Origin of the sequence: Halobacillus massiliensis, assembly GCF_900166625.1 — a bacterium.
Lineage (GTDB): Bacteria > Bacillota > Bacilli > Bacillales > Halobacillaceae > Halobacillus_A > Halobacillus_A massiliensis.
The window spans coordinates 1,584,192-1,605,663 of sequence record NZ_LT800499.1 but is presented as its reverse complement, the minus strand read 5'-3'; the positions used below and the strand labels follow the sequence as shown (position 1 = coordinate 1,605,663).

Here is a 21,472-nt window from a genome sequence, read left to right as displayed (position 1 = left end):
AAGTGAAATCCCTTCAACTTTCTATCGTATCTGTCCTCACTATTCCACTGTTCCGTTACTCCTAAAGAACATAAAGGGCCGGGGGAAATGGTGAAACTCCTATGGGAAGATAGAACAGGGGAGATCCCGGGGGGCTAAAAGCCCGAGGAAGCTCACCGTTCGCCCATGGAAAGCGAGTTGTTTCCCCCGGCCCGCCTCTCTTTATCAATGTAAACGGAACAAGTGAAATCCCTTCAACTTTCTATCGTATTTGTCCTCACTATTCCACTGTTCCGTTACTCTAAAGAACATAAAGGGCCGGGGGAAACGGCGAGACTCCTATGGGAGGTTAGAACAGGAGAGATCCCGGAGGGCTAAAAGCCCGAGGAAGCTCACCGTTCGCCCATGGAAAGCGAGTCGTTTCCCCCGGTCCGGCCCTTTCTATTAAGGTAAACGGAACCGAAGTGCTTAAAACAATTAAGGATTAAAGAGTCCTCCCAAAAACGAACGGCCCGCTTAAAAAGCGGACCGTTCGTTTCATTAATTTTTTATAAACAATTCAAATACATGCCCAAAATCTTTCAGGTGGTATTGATCTTTTGTTTCTAACAACCAGTTAAACGTGGTTTCATTGATATCCCTAAACTCATGGGAAAGCCGCATTTCGTTCGTCCGGCTATGCTGCAAAGTAGATGCAGCTGTCTGCACACTTTGGTGCGCGAAATCAGTAAACGTTTTATTTTCTTCTGTAATTTCCTCAATCTTCAATAGAGACTTATACAGGTCTTTAATTTCTTCGATAAACTTTTTATGAATATCAATATCAAACTCCTCATTTCCCAGGAGGAATTTTAGCTCGATATCCAAATCGATCGTTCCTGCCGTTTCCAGTGTAATATTGGAAAAAGAATGTTTGAAATATGGATAGCGTCTAAGTGTCCGTTTACGACTTGTTGCACTTGTTCCGTCTACATGAATCAGCGCTTTATTTGTGAAGCAATATTCATCTGCCTTAGATTTTATAAGGAAATAAATCTTTTCATCGTCCTCATGCATGACATAGTCATCTGCATCTACTTTGTCATAATCCTCTGGATGAATGACACTGCCAATATCGCTTAACCCTAGAGCATCTGTCGCCATTTTTTTAAACATTTAATCCCCTCCTGCTTTCATTTTACCATTAATGAGGGAATTATTTATCAGCAGTAAACGATAGTCCCTTCATAAAGAACTTATTAAAGAACATATAAAGAACAAGTACAGGAATCGTAAAGACCATAGAAGCTGCCATGATGTAATTCCAATAAGTTACGTACTGCCCTTTAAAAGAGTTTAAGCCTACAGTCAAAGTATACATCTCGGCATCTGTCATAATAATCAATGGTCTCATAAAATCATTCCAGAAGCCCATGAATACAAAAATGGCTTGAGCTGCTAATGCGGGTTTAGCCATTGGCAGGACGATCTTTAAAAACGTACCCGCCTTTCCAAGCCCATCGAGGGAGGCAGCTTCCTCAAGTTCTTTCGGAAAGTTTAAGAAAAACTGTCTCATCATAAATATGAAGGTGGCGTTAATCATAGCAGGTACAATCATTCCTTGGTAACTGTTCAACCATTGTAACTCTTTAAGTATTAAATAGTTGGGAATCATCGTTACCTGTGCTGGAATCATAATAACGGCCAGGATCAGCATGAACCACATCTTCTTACCTGGAAAACTGAGACGTGCCAGAGCGTAGCCGGCCATTGAATTAAACAGCAAATTTAAGGCAGTTCCACCCCCGGCTATAGCAACTGAGTTCAGCAGCCAGCGATAAAACAGCTCTTCCTCAATAAAAATCTGCACATAGTTTTGCAGGGTAAAGTCCTTTGGTAATAAATTCATTACACCGCTGGAAATCTCCGCAAAAGTTTTAAATGACGAAGAAAGGGCCCATACAAAAGGGATCAATGTAATGATTGCATAAACGACCAGTACAACATAAAGTGACTTCTTAGCCCAGGATGTTTTCTTTTTCATTTTATTGCCTCCCTTAGTTGAATTGTTCTTCCTTCGATAAAAGTCTTTGAAGAATGCTTGCAATCAAAATAATTAAAGCCAGCATGAAAGCAATAGCCGTAGCGTATCCCATTGTTCCTAATGACTTAAAGGCATACTGATATATCAACAGTACTACCGTCAGAGTAGAATTAGCCGGACCGCCGGATCCGCCAGAGAAAATATAAGACTGATCAAACAACTGAAATGTCCCAATCAGCCCCATAATAACGACAAAGGATGTAATGGGACGCAGTTGCGGAACGGTAATATGCCAGAACCTTTGGATAGCATTTGCCCCATCAAGCTCTGCTGCTTCATAAAGGGTTTTAGGGACACCCTGCAAAGCTGCTAAATAAATCACCATAAACATAGGAGCTGTCGCCCAAATATTCATAATCATAATTGAATATAAGGCGATATTTGGATCCCCAATCCAGTTATATGTAGGAAGATTAAAAGTATCTAAAATATTGTTTATAAGACCATTCTGATTATACATCCACATAAAAATAAGAGTGAGAACAGCCGATGAGGTCAATGTCGGAAGAAAATAAATGATTCGAAAAAACTTTTCTCCCTTTAGCCCTGTGTTTAAAGTCGCTGCAAGAATTAAAGCCAGGAATGTCTGTGCCGGTACTACAATTCCTACATATAATGCTGTATTCATTAATGCCCGCTGTGCTCTTGCATCGTCCATAATCCTTAAATAATTTTCTACACCTGTATAGTTTAATACCGTACCACCAAGCAGAGTTACATCAAAGAAAGAAAGGAATACTGCATATAGAACAGGGCCCAGTATAAACACTAACAATACAAGGATTGTAGGAAGCATAAATCCATATCCTTGAAGAATCTCCCTCATTAAACGTTTGTAATTTACTTTATTTCTCTTTCGTGCTTTAGAATAACTGTTTCCCTCAGCGCTATCCATATGAGAGTCCTCCTTTTAATGATTGTAAATGGAGAGGTCCTTGAAGAAGGCCTCTCAAAGCATTAATCACCAATCTCATTATTTGCTGTTTCTTCTCCAGTTTTTAAAGCATCCTCTAATGACTTATCACCTAAGAATGCTGCTAGAAATTCGTTGTTAAAGTTGTTATAAATTGTTGGAAGATTAGGTCCGTCTGACCAAACGGTTGCGTACTCTGCTCCCGCCACTAGCGGTCCGCGTACTTCATCATCTTCATAGCCTAATTCTTCGGCAACAGATTGACGGGCAGGCAGCTCTAAACCTGACTCTGTCCATGTTTTCATTCCTTCTTTACCTGTCAGGTAAGAAATAAGTTTCCAGGCTGCTTCCTTTTTCTCGGATGCACTATTCATTACATATGACACGGTAAACGCCATCGTTCCTTGAGTCCCGTTAATTTCCGGCACCTCAGATACTCCGTAATCTAAATCCGGGAAAGTTTCATTTAAATAAGGAATATTCCAGTTACCTTCCATAACCATAGCCGCGCGACCTTGTCCAAACATTTCACCCGTAGAATTTGAGCCCATTTCAGAAGGTGCTGCAGCTGCTTCATCTTCATTTCTTAAATCGACCACCGGCTGAAGAGAATCAATGACTTCCTGACTTCCAAAGTTCGCTTTTCCGTCAACAACCATATCTCCATCACCAGCTTCGCCAATAAACTGGTTTCGAGCCATTTCGGGAGCTACACCTAGACCAACAGTGTCTTCTGTTGTTAATTCTTTGGCTGCTTCTTCAACTTCCTCCCAATTTGTCGGCACCTCTACCCCAGCTTCTTCAAACATTTCTTTATTGTAAAATAAAGCAAGTGTTGAATACCCTTTAGGGAAGCCGTATATTTCCCCGTCTTCATCTTTAAAAGCATTAATTAAGTTTTCTTCAAAATCTTCCACATCAAACTCTTCATCAGCATAACTGCTTAAAGGCTCTAGAACGCCAGTATCTATAAGAGCTGGAGCTTCCACAGCATCTAAGTAAAATACATCAGGCCCTTGTCCGCCTACTAATCTGGTTTTCATCACATCCATGTATTGATCCGCGATCACTTCATGCTTAACTGAAATATCTGGGTTTTCCTCTTCGAAGGCTGCCAGCTGCTCTTTAAGCAATTCCTCTTCTTCCGGAGAAGAAGACCAGCCCGCTAAAGTAATTTCAGTCTTCCCGTCTTCTGATTGTTCATCAGCACTTCCTGAGGTCCCATCATCTCCGGAACAACCTGCCACAGTCACTACGAGCAAAAACATTAAAACAGCAAATCCCAACATTTTGTTTTTCATTTTTGTATCCTCCTTTAAATTTTATTTAGAAACTACTGTTTGACTGGATACAACTTTTAAACCTGTTGTATTTTCTACAATTTCTACTTGGGCCGTTTCTTCCTGTTTAACTACTTTAAGGCCGAGCTTACCTTTACCAATAGAAAGCCCTTGAAGAGATAATTCTGTCATCCCTTCCGCCAGTGAAGGATTAACAGAGATTACTCCTTCTACTACATTAGGAAATACACCAAGCAGTGCCTGAACCATCGTCGATGAAGTGCCTGCCGCCCATGCCTGTGGAGAACAAGCAACAGGATATTTAATAATCCTTTCTCGTTCCTCCTTCGGATATCCGCAAAACAATTCGGGCAGACGAAATTGATCAAATTGTGAGGAAGCCTCAAGCAGAGCGTCCACAAGTTTTTTAACTTCCTTCTGGTATCCTAATTTGCTCATACCAAGAAGAGCCAGGCTGTTGTCATGCGGCCACACGCTTCCGTCATGATAACTCATAGGATTGTAGGCTTTTTCATCTGCTGCCATTGTCCTTATTCCATAACCTGTGAACATCTCTTCTGATAAAAGCTTTTCAGCCACTGCCCTGCTTCTTTCTTCGGAAGCGATGTTGGATAGAAGCAAGTGACCCGGGTTGGAAGTAATGGAAGCGACCTGCTCTTTGTTTTTATCAAGCGCGATCGCATAATAATTCTCATCCTCTAACCAAAATTCTTTCTCGAACGCTGCTTGTAGACTTTTAGCCTCTCTTTGAAGCTGATCTGCTTTTTCGTTGTCGCCTGCTGCGTAATAAATCTCTGCAATCCCGGTTTTAGCCTGATAAATATATCCTTGCACTTCAACAAGTGCAATTGGGGCATCAGCATATCTCCCGTCCTTATGGACAACTGAATCCGCTGAATCTTTCCATCCTTGATTAGCTATTCCTTTGGAAGATTCCTGAAAATACTCTACAAAACCGTCTTCATTTAAATCTCCATATTGATCGATCCATTGAAGCGCTTTCTTTATATGGTTTTCCAGTCTGTTAAATGTGGCAAAATCACCTGTCCATTTTACATACTCAGTAAGCAGCATGAGAAACAGCGGGGTAGAATCAATCGATCCATAGTATGGAGTAAAAGGAACCTGGTTTGTATTCGCCAGTTCACCAGATCGAAGCTCATGCATAATCTTTCCGGGCTGTTCATCTCTCCAGCTGTCTTTCTCTGTTCCCTGGTAATGAGCTAGCGTTAAAAGTGTTCCTTTTGCCGCTTCTGAATAGAATGGAAGCAGCTGCCATGCAGCGATTAAACTGTCTCTGCCAAATGGAACTCCGAACCATGGTAGTCCGGCTACAGGGAAAGGACCAAAACCGATATCAGACATCAGCATTTTCATATCTTTTAATCCCTGCTCAAATGTCTCAGTTAAATGTAGAGAATCTGAGTGAACTTTCGGAAGCTGAGATTCCCATTTTTCATAAGAATCTTCAATCCTTTGAAATGCTTCGTTAAAATTGAGGTCTTCATTTCCGCAAGGTCCATCAATGGCTGTATCCACTTTAAAGAGGATTTCTTTGGAAGCTTGCGGCTCCAATTGAATGGGAAAATGGATATAATTCCTCCCTGCTTCATCCACTTCTCCCTGTTCATTCCATGTAATATCCGTAGCCCTTGTCACCCCATCAGCACCTTTATACTTGAAGGACAGTTGCTCACTATTTGTAATTGTTTCCTCCTGTTCTCCGAGCTTTCCGCTTTGAAAGCCCCTGATTAGAAACATATCCATAAAATCAGCTTCTGCCTTCAAACTGAACGTAAAATCCACTGGCTTCGGGCTATAATTGGTCAAAGTTACTTTTTCGAAAAAAGCCGCATCGTAAACAAAGTGTTCTTTTCTTACTTCTACACTTTCTCTCCATAACTTAATTTCGTCCCCCGCTTCCTGATGGGGATTAGTTAAGACCATCCTGGAGCAATAATTAGAGGACCCATCTGAGTCCAACAGGATTAAAGGTTCATGATTAATTAAATAGCTCCACTCACTTAAAAACCGGGTATCGCTTATGTATAGGCCAAGACCATATTGATGATTTTCTTTAATGTCTCCTGCAGGATCTGTTAAGAGAAACATGTTTCCTTCTTTTATGACTCGGTAATCCATTTACAAACCTCCTTATTTGTAAGACCGAAACGTTTTGGGTATAGCTATCATTAACCGAAACGTTTCGGAAATAGGGTAAAAATTATTTAGTCGATTCTCTTTTTATTAATTTTGTTTCTAAAATGCTTTGTTCAGGAGCTGTTTTTTCTCTCAACATGCTCACAAGCATCCTTGCTGATTGAAACCCCAGTTCATATTTGTCTTGAGATATGGTGGTAAGCGAGGGTGATACATACTTAGCTAAAGGAATATCATCATATCCTATAATCGAGAGTTCTTCTGGAATTTTAATATTTAATTCCTTTGCCGCTCTCATTGCACCAATAGCCATTAAGTCACTGGCACAAAACAAACCATCGATAGATTTATTTTTCCTGAGAAGGGAAAGCGTTTTTTGATAGGCTTCCTCTTCCATAAAGCCGCCATCTTCGACTAACTGTTCTTTAAAAGGCAGGCCGAATTCTTTCAACGCTGATTTATATCCTTCCAGTCTTTCTCGACTAACAAATGCTTGTTCATGGCCATTAATCATCGCCACTTCCTTATGTCCATTCTCTAACAAGTGAGCAGCTGCTTTCTTTGCTCCCTCCATATTATTAGTAGAAACATAACCAACATGGTCAGAACTTACAGGTATATCGATAAAGACACAAGGAAAATCGGAATCTAAGACTTCCTGAAGATAAGGGTCATCTCTTTTTATTCCTTGTAAAATTACGCCGTCCACTCTTCGTTCTTTACAAAGCTGTGTATACGTTTTCTTCCGCTGCTTAGACGAATCTGTATTAAATAAAATTAAATCATATTCTGTTTCCGATAAAAAATTGTTAATTCCAGACATTACCTCAACCGTAAAGCCATCCTTCACACTTTCCTTTGTAAACCCGGACACTAAAAGACCGATAGTTTCGGATTGGTTCTTCACTAAACTCCTTGCTAGTGAATTAGGGCTGTAATTAAGCTCTTTTGCTATATTCTTAATCTTTTCCCGTGTTTTTACATTAACATCAGAATATCCGTTTAATGCTCGAGAAACGGTTGTTACAGATACTCCAGCCTGCTGAGCAATATGCTTTATAGTCGTCATAGAAAATCCTCCAAAACGTTTCGGATCTAACATGTTAATTACACTACCTGAATTTTTTAAAAATTGCAACCCCTTTCATTAATCTGAGACCAGCATCTTTCAACAAGAGGTTATAGACACTAAAAATCCCTCTTCAAAGGAAGAGGGATTTTTTTAAGCTTTTTCTAAAACATAAGCTCTTTTTTCTCTAAAATACTTTTCTCCATTTTCAGAAGAATGTTCAAAGAACCCTTCAAATTGATCCTTTACTTTATATTCGCGTTCAGGATCAGTAAAAAGCTGGGATTCATTATTTGCCAGTAATACCACATCCGTAGTGGATACAAAGCTGTCCAGTTCTTTCGCTGAATAGTTTTTACCAACTTCTAATGTGTTTGATCGATATTGTGTCAAGTTTATCCCGCCTTTCTATGGTTATAAAACCCATTCCCATAGAAAGTACGAGCAAAACTTCTAGATAGGCAGAAGCTTTCTTCGGTATAAACGAATAATTAATTCAACAAGCAGAGGCTGCATTTTTTTAGGGAAATATCTCTTTTGGTAATACGTGTAATAAGCTTTCTTTAAATCCTGCCAGTGTGGACATTCTTTATCCTGAGTAAACCTTACGACATCAATGATCTTTATTTCACCTTCATTTGTTAAAATAATGTTTCTTAAGTGTATATCCGAAGGGTTTAACCCCTTCTGCCTGGCGTATTCCAGCGCTTGATCGACTTCACTTACCATCTCAGGCGTTATAGCTCTGCCTGTTACCAGGCAATCATAAATCGTCATCCCATCTAACAACTCAAGTACGAGGAAACCTTCCCCTGTTAAAAGTAATTCAGGAAAATAATCATTGTTTGCCAGCGTATTATAAACATATTCTTCTTGAATAGCCAAGTGTTGAAAATTCGGATAGAAAATTTTCACTGCATACGTAGAGATGCCTTCCCACTTAAATACAGCTGCGCTTCTTCCCTGCCCGATTAAACGAAATTCATCAGGCATCTTAATAACCTTTTGATTTTCAAAAAGGACTTCATTGACTAATTGATTGACTTCTTTTGAAATACTAGTCATCCTTTTGCTGGCTCCCTTACTTCTTTTTTTCATTATATCAAAAGCTGGTTATTTTAAGACAAAAAAAGAACCAGCCTGTGCCGGTTCTTTGAGATTATTTATTAGTCATCATCCTGGTCCTGCTCAAATTCCATTACTTCACCAGTCTGTCCGTTTACTTTCACTTCATATTCAATATTTCCATCCTCGAATTCCATTTCATAATGACCGTCATCAAGTTCAACTTCTTTTAATTCCCCTTTTGCCTGCTTTTTAGCAATGGATACTGCTTCTTCACGTTCAATTGCTGGCTTAGCATTAGATTCCTTCAGATCTTGACTATCATCATCGTCCCTGTCCGTTTTCATAATTTCTCCCGTCTCAGCATCAACCTCAACTTCTACTTTATATCCATCCACACTCTTAATATCGAATTCATATACAAGGCCTCCACCATCTTCATCTTTCTCGAATTTGATAACTTCACCTGCAACTTCTTCTGTTGCAATATTTTCTGCTTCCTCTTCGCTGACAGAAGAGTGTTTTGACGGTTGGCTGTCGTTTCCCATACTGGCAGATGCTCCATACGCGCCCCCTAATGCAAGTATTCCAGCAATTCCTCCAATTAATAATGGTTTTTTCATTTTTAAATTCCTCCTTTGATTTGGTTATGGTTATACTATATCCTGCAGTTATGAGAAGACTCGGATAGTAAAATGAGAATTTGATGAGAAACAGCTCCTCATTTCTTAAAATTAACCATTAAAAAGAGACTGCTTAAACTACGCAGTCTCACTTAACGCTTTACATATCATGGGATGATTTTTGGTTCTGACGGCTATGATTGGCAGTTTTAATTTTATGAGTTCCGCTCATTTTTTCGCCGCCGCTGTTTGGCAGATTGGGTTGTTCCTGTTGTTTTGGTCCTAATTTTCTTCGGGACACCATCATTCCCCCCTTCCTGCTTATCCTTCGAAAAAAAACTCTATTCTATCCAAGGCACAGCATCAAAAGTAAGAAAACTCTAAACTCCCGAAGGGTTAATCATCCCATTTTATGCTTAAAATCTCTCCTGTAATTGCATGAATCTGTACTTCAGCATCATCGTCATCTCTTTCAATTTCAATAAGGTAATACGGTAAGTTTCCTGAAGTTTCATAATCCACATCGTCTACTTTACCTTTTACTTCCTGAAGTGCTTTTTCAATAGCCTCCTTTTCTGAAATCAGTGTCGTTCTCTCTTCCTCCTGCTCTTGTTTTACTTGCTTATCCAGAATGGTACCTTCTTCATTTATTAATAAAGTGACCATTTCATCTTTATTTTCAATCTGCACCTCATATACAATCGTATTTTCATCTTTTCTTTTTTTTGTGGAGGACAGGCTGCCAGGCTGGTTTTCCAAAGCAATTGCTTCTGCCTCTTTTTGCGTGAGCGGATCTCTGCTATTATTTTCAAATCGTTCCATGTGTTCAATCTCAGAAGTATAACGATTTATTTGGACCTTGTATTCTCCTTTATCTGTTTGCAGAGAAACTACAAACAAATCATCTTTCTGAGCTGCTTCTAAAATACTGCCCCCATACTGAGACGCTACATAATCAGCGGCTTCTCTTTCTGTCATAGGCTCTGCAGACGTAGTACTCTGAACAATCTGCCAAATTAAGATAATTAATAATATTAAAGCCGCTGCTGAGCCAAGGATCTTTTTAGCTCTTGTTTGGAACATACGTCCACCTCCTATATTGATAATAGCCTTTTATTATGAGAATTTAATGAGAAAGTGGAATTTTTATCTTCACAGTCGTCCCTACTCCAGCTTCACTTTCTAAATCAATAATGGTGTTTGTAGCACGTGCTATTTCTTTAGCCAGTGAGAGTCCAAGACCGAATCCGCCGTTTTTCCTTGTTCTTGCTTTATCCACGCGGTAAAAGCGGTCAAATATCCGGGGCAGGTCTTCTTCGGAAATGCCTTCACCTTTATCCATGATTTGAATAATTCCATATTCGGTGTTTTTACTTATCTGAACTTGAATCTCGTCATCACTGTATTTTCTGGCATTGTCCAAAAAAATGTAGAGAAGCTGGCTCAGCTTTTGCTTATCAGCGCTCACTTCAGCTTCCTTCACCACTTTTAAATGCACCTTTCTATGGTAGGTCTTTTCAAAAGTCTGGACGATCCCCTTAACGATGTCTTTTAGGGCTGCCGGCTGCAACTCTACTTTCCACCGTTCCTCGTGTCTTGCCAGTGAAAGCAGCTGCTGAGTTAATTCATTCATGCGGACTGCTTCCGAATGAATCGCCTCGACTGATTCATTAAACAGCTCCTGATCATTTTGTCCTCTTCTTTTCAGCAAGCTGGAATAGGATTCAATAACGGTAAGCGGTGTCTTCAATTCATGAGAAGCATTGGAAACAAACTCTTCCTGTTTCTCATAGTTTTTCTTAAGAAGCTCCATCATTTGATTAAATGTTTCGCCCATCGTATAAAGTTCATCTTTAGACTGACCCGATAAGTCCAGCTGTTTAAAGCTGCCACTGTCTTTAATTTCCTGCATCGTATCCGTCATTTTCCTAATCGGTCTCGTCATAACTTCACTCAGAACTCTAGCTGACAAAAACAGGGGGATGAAAGCTATCAATGAAGCAAAAATTAAGATGTATTGGAGCAGCTGTATATTTTGATAAGTAGACTCAATTTGCTTAGTAAGTTGAAGTGATACGATATCACCATCTGTCCAAATAACCGGGATAGAAACAAAAGGAGTTTTTTCACCGGCTAAGTCTCTTAAGTCTGCTGTTTCTCTCGAATAAAATTCGTCAGAAAATCCTCGCAGTTTTTCCTGACCTGGTGCTGTGATCAGCTCCGATTGCCCTGTCTCGCGAATAATTTGTACCGCTCCATTGATAGGAACATAGGCACGCAGCAGCTCCATTGCGGTTGAGGTATTTTCTGCTTTAACTATTTCAGAGGCAATTCTTTCAGCTTCTGCCTTTGTTTCTTCAAGCTCCGTCTCAAGCAGCATTCGACTGAAAGAAAAGTAAACAGCTGTGTTCACTAGAATCAATAAAACGATAAACAAAACTGTAGTGGATAAATGGACTTTGTTTCTTATTTTCATTTTGACTCCTTCAGCACGTAGCCGACTCCTCTAACCGTATGGATAAGAGTACTGCTGTAAGGCTTATCTACTTTATTTCGCAGGTACCTGATATAAACATCTACAACATTTGTATCACCGAAATAATCAAAGCCCCACACCGTTTCTAAAATCTGCTCCCGATTCAGCACTTGACGCTTATTGATCATAAGATAAGCCAGCAGGTGAAATTCCCTCGGAGTTAACTCAATCTGGTCGTCTCCTCTATATACTTCATAAGTAGATTCATTCAGTTTCAAATCTGCTACTTTTATCCATCCATCTTCCATCTCCTCTATATCAGATGAACTTCTTAAAGCAACTCTGACACGAGCAAGCAGTTCTTCAATTTGAAAAGGTTTTGTGACGTAATCGTTAGCTCCCGAATCAAGACCGGATACTTTATCTTCTACAGTATCTTTTGCCGTAAGCATAATAACTGGTGTCACATGATCACTTGTGCGAATCCGCTTTAAAAGTTCTATACCACTGAGACCTGGAAGCATCACATCAAGAAAAATAAGATCCCATTGTTTTTCCCGATATAAAGTAAGTCCCTCTAGGCCATCCGACGCTTTATGTACAATATATCCTTCATAATCAAGCTCAAGCTCTAAAACACGAGCAATTTTTTCTTCATCTTCTACAATAAGAATTTGCCGCTTTTCCATATGCTCCATCCCTCTCGTCTCATGTTTTATGAGTATATATTATCATATTATATATTTCCTACTTGACAATGATAATCATTATTAATTAATATGATAGTAACAACTTAAATAGAGGTGACACTATTGGTACAGCCTTTAATAGTAACTAAAAATTTCAATCATCTTTCCCAATCTGCCTATTCTCAGTTGGAGAAATATATACCTTTTAAAAAATTCGAGCTCATACATGTGACTGCCGCTCCACACTATGTCGATCCTATAGGCTGGTTTGTTCCTTTAGCATCTGATCAATATCAGTTTCAGCTTTCTTCCCATAAGATTGATGAATATTATGAACTTGGTTATTTTAAGACATATGATGATTTAGTGTTAGAAAAAAATTACCTGCATTTTAAAATTGATCAGGCCCTTGATCATTTCTCCCACATTCAATTTCTGGAGAAGGTTCAAGAGCTTAAGGAAGTCGATCAAATGCTGGGGATCATGGATGAAATAAGTAAACCCATCGCTCAATAAGAGCGCTGGGTTTTATTTTTTAAGTGGCTTCCCTTTCTTGTCCGCTATCAATTGTCCATTCTCGTCTACCTGATCAATTGACCCGTCTATCGTTCCTTCAGTCAGTGTATCTGCAGCCTGTTCATGGGTAGTTGCCAGACCTTTAGACATCTGATCTTCTCTACTGTAATCTTTAGGATCATATTGACGGTCACCTAATGACTGCTGTTTATTTTTCTTCAAAAGTGTGCCTCCTTCCTTTTATTATGTTTTACAAAAACCACTCGAATAAACATTCTGTATAAAGTGAACAATACAAAATGCCTCAAAGTCATAGGAAAGGAGAATCGACACGTGAGTAAAAAAAGTAATGCAGATAAAAGTAAAAACCCTAAAACTGTGAACCCTCAAGGATTATCAGAAGATGTGGCTGACCAGCAGCCTGATTCAAAGCTCGAACAGCATATTAAGAAACAAAACAGAAAAAGCTGAAGCCTTGATGGCTTTCAGCTTTTTTCACTTAGAAATTCTTTGGAAAAAGAAACCGGTCCTTCTTTTGAATAGGAGGAATAAATATGCTGCGACAGTCGAATAGGATCGCCAAAGAAGAAACGCTCATAAAGAGTCTGTCTTGTTCCGAAAGCACTCATACACAGATCTGAGGCTAAGCTGAACAGTTGAACACGTTCTGCCCCTTTCACTTCATAGCCCTGCAAGTAATGATCAAGTTGATCACCAATGGCTGAATGGAACTGTGACTGTTCAGGGACCAATACCATACCGCTGGCTCCTAACAGCTGAACGATTTCTGTAAATCTTGGGTATGTCTCCTGAAACAAATTTACAGCGATGTATAAAGGGATCCGATCAGGAAGCATAACGCCATCTTTATTTATTGCTGCTTGATGTTCAGAAGCCAGCAGCAAAGCTTTTGACGCTTCCAGCCCTTTAATAATTTCTGCTACTTTGCTCTGCACATGCTGGTATTCAGAAATATTGATAGTATCTACTATCATTTGGGCAATCCCTAGAATAAATTCTGTTTTAATTACCTGTCTTGACACAATTTGGTGAAGAGTTAAAGGAACAAAATTACCTTTTAAGTAGAAGTCATGAGCTGCTTTAATATTGTCATAAAAGAATACTCTTTCCCATGGTACAAGTACATTATCGAAGATTACCATACTATCCATTTCTTCAAACTTCGAGCTTAACGGTGAATCAAAAGGAACTTCACTTCCTGCAAAGGATTTTCTGCAAATAAACTTGACGCCTGGTGAATTGCTTGGAATTGATACGGCGAAAGCATGAGACGAATCTTGTATACCCGGTGCGGAAAATACAATAATTTCATCTGTCATCCCACCCTGAGTGGCCAGCAACTTTGCCCCTTTAATTACAATTCCTTCTTCGAGACGCTTGACAACCCGCGCGTTCGTGATATCTTCATCCAGACAGGCAAGAGACGAACGGTTATTTTGTGGACTGATAAATGTATGGGTAAACGATAGATCATTTTCAACCGCATATTTATAGAACTTCAGGAGATGGTCAGGAAAACAATTGGGCTGATGGTCCAACAAAGAAACCGAACTTACAAAAGAAGCGAGGACTGTATTCATATAATCCGGACTTCTTCCCATTAACCCTGCACTGTGGCGGGCCCATACCTGAACCATCTTTCTCCTTTTCTCCAAGTCTCCTTTAGTTCTGGGAACCATGTAAGAGGTCCCAATTTCTAAGCTGGTTTCCTTGTCTTCGTGAACCATTATACTTCGTAGTTCAGGTTGATTCTGAAGATCATATAATTCAGACTGACTCTTGATTGCGCCTTTAAATGCAGGATGCTTAGAAAGCGGTTCATCCACTTTTTTTCCTGCTTCCCAAACCTCAGATTTCAGCTGATCTATTCTTTCAATATATTCTTTACCTGTAATCATTGCTGAGATGACACCTCTATTCTCATTAAAATACCAGGTGAAATATTTTATGTAGAGGCAGGTTATATGTGTCTTCATACAATAAAGCCCGCCAAAATGGCGGGCTTAGTTTTTTACGATCTTACTTTGTCTTGATTAAATTGCGATGTTTCCGTTGAGCCTTTCAATGCCGTAGTGGAAGAGGTACCTCCTGAAATCACCTGGGCTACCTCATCAAAATATCCTGTGCCTACTTCACGCTGGTGACGGGTAGCTGTATAACCATGTTTCTCACTTGAAAACTCCGCCTGCTGAAGCTCAGAATACGCTTTCATTCCTTCGTCTTTATAACGGCGGGCCAGTTCAAACATTCCGTGATTAAGGGAGTGGAAACCAGCAAGTGTTACAAATTGGAATTTATATCCCATCTCAGAAAGCTTTTGCTGGAATTGAGCGATCTGTTCATCATTCAGCTTGCTCTTCCAATTAAATGATGGAGAGCAGTTATATGCCAGTAACTTCCCTGGAAATTGTTCATGGATTGCATCAGCAAACTTTTGAGCCTCTTCCAAATCAGGTTCAGATGTTTCACACCATATCAAATCAGCATAAGGGGCATAAGCCAAACCACGGGCTATCGCCTGGTCAATTCCTGCTCTTGTTTTATAGAATCCTTCACTTGTGCGCTCTCCAGTAATAAATTCCTCATCAGCTGGATCAATGTCACTTGTGATCAAATTAGCTGCATTAGCATCCGTTCTTGCGATGATAATGGTTGGAACCCCCATCGTATCGGCTGCAAAACGTGCAGATATTAAATGGCGAACAGCCGTTTGAGTAGGCAGGAGCACCTTGCCTCCCAGGTGTCCGCATTTTTTCTCTGAAGCCAGCTGATCCTCAAAGTGAACCCCTGAAGCCCCTGCTTCGATCATAGACTTCATTAGTTCAAATACATTTAACTGACCGCCAAATCCTGCTTCAGCATCTGCCACAATCGGTGCAAACCAATCGACCGAATCATCACCTTCCATATGGTGAATTTGATCAGCTCGCTGCAAAGCCTGATTGATTCTCTTTACAACATGGGGCACACTGTTGGCAGGGTATAGACTTTGGTCTGGATACATCTGCCCTGCAATATTTGCATCTGCAGCTACTTGCCAGCCGCTTAGATAAATCGCCTTCAATCCTGCTTTAACTTGCTGCATCGCCTGATTTCCTGTGAGGGCACCCAATGCATGCACATAATCATCTTCATGCATAAGGTTCCAAAGTTTCTCAGAACCCTTTTTTGCCAAAGTATATTCTATCTCAATAGACCCGCTTAGACGGCTGACTTCCTCGGGGTCGTAAGGACGAGTAATCCCTTTCCAGCGTTCACTGTTATCCCAATCCTGTTTCATTGCTTCAATTTTTTCATTTCTCATGTGTATTCCTCCTCTACAAGTTCTAAATATTTTAGAGAACCTCTCATGATAGGAGCCTCTCGTTTTCACATTTTTTAAAAAGCATCCCCTGTGTTATATAAAAAATCTAGGTCAGCTAAATGTTATATAACAGAATGTACAAAATTACTCATCTTTCTTAGATAGACACCGATTGCATTCCATCATATAAGTGTAATTACTGCCTTCAACCTCTGTTCCACACTGCGGACAAGGTACCCCAACTTTTCTTTTCGTTTCATTTGCTTTCATTGATTTATCCTCCTCTTTAATATAACAGTTTTGTTTTTGTTTATCTGTTATAACACAGTGTACGTGGTTTTAAATGGAAATGCAACCACTAATTTAAAATTTTATTTTTCATTTTCTATGAAATGCGTTAACGGCGGTAATGGAGAGCCATAATTTTTTTAAAATTGTTATAGAACAGATAACAAAAAAGCATATTTCATCATGAGAAATTTTGACAGCTCTTATAGAGTAGGGGAATTTAAAAAAAGACTGCCGAGTAAACCTCGACAGCCTTCCTTTATTTAAAGATATGATCAATTTCACTGATGTCTTCATCTGTAAGGTTAACCTCTAGAGTATGAAGGTTATCTTTCACCTGTTCTTTATTTTTGGCACCTGGAATAATTGCATTAATCGCAGGCTGCTCTAAATACCAGGCAAGAACGAGGTGTGGAACTTTTACCTCTTTCTTCTGGGCAATTGATTTTAGCTTATCGACTTTTTCCAGGTTTTTATGGTAAGTCTCTCCCTGGAAAAGAGGACTTTTAGCACGTAAATCGTCCTTATCAAAAGTTGTGGTTTCATCATATTTTCCAGTAAGTAAACCTGACGCCAAAGGAAAATAAGGAACAAACGTAATATTATTATCCCTGGCATACGGAAGAAGATCTTCCTCCGCTTCTCTTTTAAATAAATTATACTCGGACTGTATGACATCGACATATCCATCTTTGTTGGCTTCTTTCAGCTGTTCTAAGGAAAAGTTGGAGACACCAATCGATCTAATCTTTCCTGCATCTTTTAATTCCTTTAAAGCTCCGACAGCTTCATCCTTTGGTGTATCTTCATCTGGAAAGTGAATATAGTAAAGATCAATATAGTCTGTTCCCAGACGCTGCAGGCTCTGATCCACAGCTTGTTTCAAGAAATCCGGAGAGTTATTGAAAACGACGTCTTCACCTTTAAATTGATGAGCTCCTTTTGTAGCAATCACTGCCTCTTCTCGTCGACCATGTTCTCTGACAACTTGACCTGTAAGTTCTTCAGATCGCTCAGGTCCGTAAATATAAGCTGTATCTAAAAAGTTAATGCCTTGTTCGAGGGCTGTCCGCACTAAATTTTTTCCTTCTTCCTCATCAAGATTTGGATATATATTATGACCTCCCACTGCGTTTGTTCCAAGGCCGACTGGATTAATCTTGATTTCAGACTTACCTAACACCGTAAGTTTTTCCATTGTTTCCATCCTTTCGTTTAAATTTGACATAGTACTCTACCACAAACTGGAAGATTAAAACATCTAAAAAGCCTCTCTACAATTAGAGAGGCTGGTATTTATCTGAACCGATTGACTCCTTATATTCTTATTGGCTGACAGGGGACTTCCACTGTGCCAGGGCATTATTAACTTTACCAAATTCTGAAGCATGTGGTCGGTCATCCCCATCTTCATATCCATAGTCCACCATCCGATTACGGTTTAAGCACAGTTTCGTCAGCTTATCCTTAAAGAAATCAAATAACTTAAATCTTTCTTTTAGGTGCGGAAATTTCTCCTGATAATTATGGATCGACTGTGCTAAGGATTGCCAAAATACTTCTTCGCCTAATAAATTATGCTGATCAAGCAGGCTTGCTAAATAACGCAGGTGGCAAATAAACAGGCCGGTAAAAATAAATTGAGTCAAACCTTCAGGCGGTTCACTTCTTAAAACATCTTTCAGCTCCTGACTTAACCCGCTCAATTCTTCAAAAGGCTGGTCACTAATGTTTACATCATCCACAAAATCCTTTACTGCCAGCCGATGGGGCTTATTATCTTTTAAAATAAGAATCGTATTTTGTCCATGCGGAGAAAACACCGTCCCATATTGATAAAGAAAATGCAGCAGGGGCTCCATAACTACTTTGAAGAATTGGTTCATCCATTCTTCTCCAGTGAGTCGAGACTGTTCTATCAGACTCTGAATAAATGGTTTTCCTTGGTAATCTTCGTGAAGAAGCGCTGCTAAAGTAACAGCATGTTCCCCTTCGTCAAGGTAAGTGTAAATACTCTCACGCCATATCGCACCCAGCATTTCAAGGTATTGATAAGGCGCATGCTCCAATTGTTCAAAGTAACGGTTTGAAACGTCGATACTGGCAATTTCCCCAGGAAGCACGACCCGGCACTCGTCTTTTAAGAAATCATCTTTTTGATAAATTTCTTTTATAAACCCCGTAATTTTAGGTGCGATAAGTGTCCGCTCTGAAGGCAGTCCCCGATATACGAGTGTATTAAGAATGCTCATCGGAAGCTTCACGTGATGCTTCGATGAATTGGAACGGTTCACGAAGGTGCGGATCGACTGCTGCGGCAAATATTCATCATTAGCTGCTCCTAAAGGAATAATCCGCTGATTCGCTAAATCTTCTGCGAATTGGGTTACAATCATGTTGTTCCACTGCCATTCATGAACAGGCATTAAATAATAATTATCAGGATTTGCACCATAGGATTCGATCACCTGAGTGAATCCATTTCTTTCTCGTTCACTCAGTTCCTCTTCGATTAGTTCAGTAAAAGATAATCCTTCTACTGACTGAAAACTAGCTGTATTTTTATCAACAGCCAGCCAATGAAGCTGAATGGTCTGCTGCTGTTCAGGAGCATATTTAAGATAATCATCATACCCGAATCCTATCCGCCCTTTATTATAAGTAATCCAGGGGTGACCGCCCATGTTTCCTTCAAGCTCTGCGTAGTCTGTGTTAATCAGTTCATCTGACGTAAGACGTTTTTGCATTAAGTGGACATCCGCTAACAGCGTATGGTTTAACTCTCTTATTAAATGTCCAGCGGTTTCTCCAGACATCCCGATGTGCGGCTGAATGTCTAATAGAAACTCAATGGCACTAACTGCAGGCAATTTTTTTTCTTTTTCATGTATTTCTATAGAGTAAGCATCCACATCATAGCTGTCAAAGTAACGTTCTTCAGCTTTGAACTGATACGTCTTGTCCTCTTTCACGTCAAGCTGATACAAATTCGTCCCTATCTGTTCAGGCTGTATCATATCTTCATACATATATTCTGAAACCATTTTAGCGAGCAGTCTCTTATTGGCTGCTATCCAATGGTTTTGATTTAAATTTTTTTTAAGCTCTGGTGTTAACTGCATAGTTCCTCTCCTTTTCATTTGAATGAAATCCTTTTGTACCGAAAGTTTGAAATACATGCTTATCTCTAATTGGGAAAATCTCACGTCCCGCAAGATTATTTATAATAATTGTGTTTCGATAGGCACCTAAGCCGAGATCCGGGGCTCCTACACCATGTGTATGCATCTCTCCATTTTGAACATAGACATCCGCTTCCATATTTGTACTGAGCTGATAATTTTCTTTCACTTTAAATCTTCCCTGTTCGTCATAGTCGATATTACTGCTTATTGGTCCAAGAAATTCAGGAATTCTCTGCTGATAACCCGTTCCTAAAATGATGATATCACTGTCTCGGAAAAACGGTTCCTTTGTAATAACCTGCCGAAACTCAGCCTGCCATTGTCCAGCTTTGTATTCCAGTGACTCAAGTTCTGACATTGCCTGCAGCCGCACATTCATTTTGTCGTCACCCACACTTCCTTCATACAGTGTGTCATAAATATCAGCAATGGTATCCGTACTAATCCCTTTATATAAAAGATCCTGCTGCTTTAAGAGCTTGTCCTTCTTTTCCTGAGACAGCTGATAGAAAAAGTGAGTATAATCTGGTGAAAAATATTCCAAGCCGAGCTTTGAATATTCCATTGGGAAGAAGCCTTTTGAGCGTGTATACCAATGAAGATCTGCATCTGTCCCTCTTTTTTGCAGTAAATCCAGGAATACTTCTGCTGAGCTCTGTCCTGATCCGATCACTGTTACAGCATCCGCCTCTTCAAGTGCAGAGGTATTGTTCAAGTAATCTCCAGTATGAAAAACGTTTTTGCCAAGATGTTTTCTTAAATGTTGAGGCACATAAGGCTGAGTACCAATACCTATAATGAGGTTTCTGGAAAGAAAAGTTTGATGGGAAGTCCTTACTTCCAGAAGCTCTTCACCATCCTTACCTTCTGTCTTATGAATAGAAGTTACCTCGTTATTAAATAAACAGGAAGGCAGCTGTTCAGAAACCCAGCGACAGTAGTCGTTGTACTCTTTTCTAGAAATATGGAACTTTTCTAAAAAATAAAAGTGATAGAGCCGCCCTTTCTCTTGTAAATAATTTAAGAACGTATAAGGACTTTTCACATCTGCCAGACTTACGAGATCGGCAAAAAACGGTACTTGTAAAGTCGTTCCTTCAATCATCATTCCAGGGTGCCAGTTAAACTCCTCTTCTTTTTCAAGAAAAAGTCCATCGATTTCCTCAATGCCATCGAGCATAGCAGCAAGTCCCAAATTGAAGGGTCCCAGTCCGATCCCGATCACATCATAAATGGGTGTTTGAGTATTCATAGGACCACCTCTTTTCAAATTTCTCCCGTGAACAGATCATAAATTGTGCTGTTTTTTCGGGAAGATCAATTTTAGATATTTTATCAAACCCGCATTTTTCAAAAACATGGATCATTTTTTCATTACGGTGATCCGGTTCTGAGACGACTTTCATCGTCTCCCTGTGCTTAAACTGGAAATTGACCATAGCCCTTAATAACGGAAGAGACAAGCCTTTTCCTAAGTAATCTGCTTCACCTATTAATAAATGAATGCCTTGATCCTTGAGGGAAGACTCATAATAGTCTTCAATCACATCTCCTTTTACCCAGTAAGCTTCCCAGTAACTCATTGGGATTCCATCTAAATATCCAATATAGAGGTTCTGGTGAGCATCTTTCATGGCTTTTTCCATGTGACTCTTCAACTCTTCTTCCGGCTTGTTTAAGGACCAGTAAGGAATCACATGGTCCTCATGCATCCACTTAAGAATCAAAGGAAAATGCTCTTCCATATCATAAGGCACAAACGATATATCTTTTTCTATTTCCTCGTCATATTTATTAAAT

23 protein-coding genes are annotated in these 21,472 nt (G+C 39.6%); 2 read left to right on the top strand and 21 right to left on the bottom strand.

Features of this window, described 5'->3' with window-relative positions; translation table 11 throughout:
- Window positions 1–519: 519 nt before the first annotated feature.
- The 13 genes from B7E06_RS07900 to B7E06_RS07840 form a co-directional block, all read right to left on the bottom strand.
- A complete protein-coding gene (locus B7E06_RS07900; RefSeq protein WP_082233460.1) occupies window positions 520–1,134 on the bottom strand; it encodes a PH domain-containing protein in 615 nt (204 codons plus the stop codon).
- 40 nt (window positions 1,135–1,174) lie between these two features.
- On the bottom strand, window positions 1,175–2,002 hold the full coding sequence (locus B7E06_RS07895) for a carbohydrate ABC transporter permease (RefSeq protein WP_082233459.1): 828 nt from the start codon (window positions 2,000–2,002) through the stop codon (window positions 1,175–1,177).
- A 13-nt stretch (window positions 2,003–2,015) separates the two neighbouring features.
- Window positions 2,016–2,888 carry a carbohydrate ABC transporter permease gene (locus B7E06_RS07890; RefSeq protein ID WP_143414558.1) on the bottom strand — a complete coding sequence of 291 codons (873 nt, stop codon included), beginning with the start codon at window positions 2,886–2,888 and terminating at the stop codon, window positions 2,016–2,018.
- Window positions 2,889–3,019: 131 nt separating this feature from the next.
- Window positions 3,020–4,276: an ABC transporter substrate-binding protein gene (locus B7E06_RS07885; protein WP_082233457.1), complete on the bottom strand. Its 1,257-nt coding sequence runs from the start codon at window positions 4,274–4,276 to the stop codon at window positions 3,020–3,022.
- Window positions 4,277–4,297: 21 nt separating this feature from the next.
- The gene (locus tag B7E06_RS07880) at window positions 4,298–6,418 is read right to left on the bottom strand and encodes an amylo-alpha-1,6-glucosidase (protein WP_082233456.1); all 2,121 of its coding nucleotides are present in this window, start codon (window positions 6,416–6,418) and stop codon (window positions 4,298–4,300) included.
- An 82-nt stretch (window positions 6,419–6,500) separates the two neighbouring features.
- Window positions 6,501–7,505: a LacI family DNA-binding transcriptional regulator gene (locus tag B7E06_RS07875; protein ID WP_082233455.1), complete on the bottom strand. Its 1,005-nt coding sequence runs from the start codon at window positions 7,503–7,505 to the stop codon at window positions 6,501–6,503.
- Window positions 7,506–7,658: 153 nt separating this feature from the next.
- Window positions 7,659–7,898, bottom strand: a complete 240-nt coding sequence (locus B7E06_RS07870; RefSeq protein ID WP_082233454.1) for a hypothetical protein — start codon at window positions 7,896–7,898, stop codon at window positions 7,659–7,661.
- Window positions 7,899–7,958: 60 nt separating this feature from the next.
- Window positions 7,959–8,570, bottom strand: a complete 612-nt coding sequence (locus B7E06_RS07865; protein ID WP_082233453.1) for a serine/threonine-protein kinase — start codon at window positions 8,568–8,570, stop codon at window positions 7,959–7,961.
- A gap of 101 nt (window positions 8,571–8,671) precedes the next feature.
- Window positions 8,672–9,193: a PepSY domain-containing protein gene (locus B7E06_RS07860; protein ID WP_082233452.1), complete on the bottom strand. Its 522-nt coding sequence runs from the start codon at window positions 9,191–9,193 to the stop codon at window positions 8,672–8,674.
- A 160-nt stretch (window positions 9,194–9,353) separates the two neighbouring features.
- Entirely contained in the window at window positions 9,354–9,497 is a 144-nt protein-coding gene (locus B7E06_RS07855; RefSeq protein ID WP_082233451.1) for a small acid-soluble spore protein P, read from the bottom strand.
- Between the two features lie 92 nt (window positions 9,498–9,589).
- Window positions 9,590–10,276 carry a PepSY domain-containing protein gene (locus B7E06_RS07850; protein ID WP_082233450.1) on the bottom strand — a complete coding sequence of 229 codons (687 nt, stop codon included), beginning with the start codon at window positions 10,274–10,276 and terminating at the stop codon, window positions 9,590–9,592.
- Between the two features lie 43 nt (window positions 10,277–10,319).
- Window positions 10,320–11,669 (bottom strand): sensor histidine kinase, encoded by a 1,350-nt coding sequence (locus B7E06_RS07845; protein WP_082233449.1) that lies wholly within the window; start codon window positions 11,667–11,669, stop codon window positions 10,320–10,322.
- Window positions 11,666–12,358: a response regulator transcription factor gene (locus B7E06_RS07840; protein ID WP_082235951.1), complete on the bottom strand. Its 693-nt coding sequence runs from the start codon at window positions 12,356–12,358 to the stop codon at window positions 11,666–11,668. Before B7E06_RS07840 ends, B7E06_RS07845 begins: the two co-directional genes overlap by 4 nt.
- Before the next feature lie 123 nt (window positions 12,359–12,481).
- On the opposite strand from B7E06_RS07840, the gene B7E06_RS07835 reads away from it, so the two are divergent.
- Complete coding sequence (locus B7E06_RS07835) at window positions 12,482–12,874, top strand: hypothetical protein (protein ID WP_082233448.1); 393 nt, start codon at window positions 12,482–12,484, stop codon at window positions 12,872–12,874.
- 12 nt (window positions 12,875–12,886) lie between these two features.
- On the opposite strand, the gene B7E06_RS07830 is transcribed toward B7E06_RS07835, so the two are convergent.
- Window positions 12,887–13,096 carry a YozQ family protein gene (locus tag B7E06_RS07830; RefSeq protein ID WP_082233447.1) on the bottom strand — a complete coding sequence of 70 codons (210 nt, stop codon included), beginning with the start codon at window positions 13,094–13,096 and terminating at the stop codon, window positions 12,887–12,889.
- Between the two features lie 111 nt (window positions 13,097–13,207).
- Here B7E06_RS07830 and B7E06_RS21830 point away from each other — a divergent pair, with 111 nt between their 5' ends.
- Entirely contained in the window at window positions 13,208–13,345 is a 138-nt protein-coding gene (locus tag B7E06_RS21830; RefSeq protein ID WP_179134012.1) for a hypothetical protein, read from the top strand.
- Window positions 13,346–13,359: 14 nt separating this feature from the next.
- Here B7E06_RS21830 and hpaB read toward each other — a convergent pair whose 3' ends face one another.
- The 7 genes from hpaB to B7E06_RS07800 all read right to left on the bottom strand — a co-directional run bounded on the left by hpaB (window position 13,360) and on the right by B7E06_RS07800 (window position 21,450).
- Window positions 13,360–14,793: a 4-hydroxyphenylacetate 3-monooxygenase, oxygenase component gene (hpaB, locus tag B7E06_RS07825; RefSeq protein WP_082233446.1), complete on the bottom strand. Its 1,434-nt coding sequence runs from the start codon at window positions 14,791–14,793 to the stop codon at window positions 13,360–13,362.
- A 113-nt stretch (window positions 14,794–14,906) separates the two neighbouring features.
- Window positions 14,907–16,199: an isocitrate lyase gene (gene aceA / locus B7E06_RS07820; protein WP_082233445.1), complete on the bottom strand. Its 1,293-nt coding sequence runs from the start codon at window positions 16,197–16,199 to the stop codon at window positions 14,907–14,909.
- A gap of 144 nt (window positions 16,200–16,343) precedes the next feature.
- Complete coding sequence (locus B7E06_RS22235; protein WP_281249047.1) at window positions 16,344–16,469, bottom strand: hypothetical protein; 126 nt, start codon at window positions 16,467–16,469, stop codon at window positions 16,344–16,346.
- Between the two features lie 277 nt (window positions 16,470–16,746).
- Complete coding sequence (locus B7E06_RS07815; RefSeq protein ID WP_082233444.1) at window positions 16,747–17,685, bottom strand: aldo/keto reductase; 939 nt, start codon at window positions 17,683–17,685, stop codon at window positions 16,747–16,749.
- A 127-nt stretch (window positions 17,686–17,812) separates the two neighbouring features.
- Window positions 17,813–19,609 (bottom strand): IucA/IucC family protein, encoded by a 1,797-nt coding sequence (locus B7E06_RS07810; RefSeq protein ID WP_082233443.1) that lies wholly within the window; start codon window positions 19,607–19,609, stop codon window positions 17,813–17,815.
- Window positions 19,587–20,924: a lysine N(6)-hydroxylase/L-ornithine N(5)-oxygenase family protein gene (locus B7E06_RS07805; RefSeq protein ID WP_082233442.1), complete on the bottom strand. Its 1,338-nt coding sequence runs from the start codon at window positions 20,922–20,924 to the stop codon at window positions 19,587–19,589. The genes B7E06_RS07810 and B7E06_RS07805 overlap by 23 nt, the downstream gene beginning before the upstream one ends.
- Window positions 20,899–21,450 (bottom strand): GNAT family N-acetyltransferase, encoded by a 552-nt coding sequence (locus B7E06_RS07800; protein ID WP_082235950.1) that lies wholly within the window; start codon window positions 21,448–21,450, stop codon window positions 20,899–20,901. Before B7E06_RS07800 ends, B7E06_RS07805 begins: the two co-directional genes overlap by 26 nt.
- Window positions 21,451–21,472: the final 22 nt, after the last annotated feature.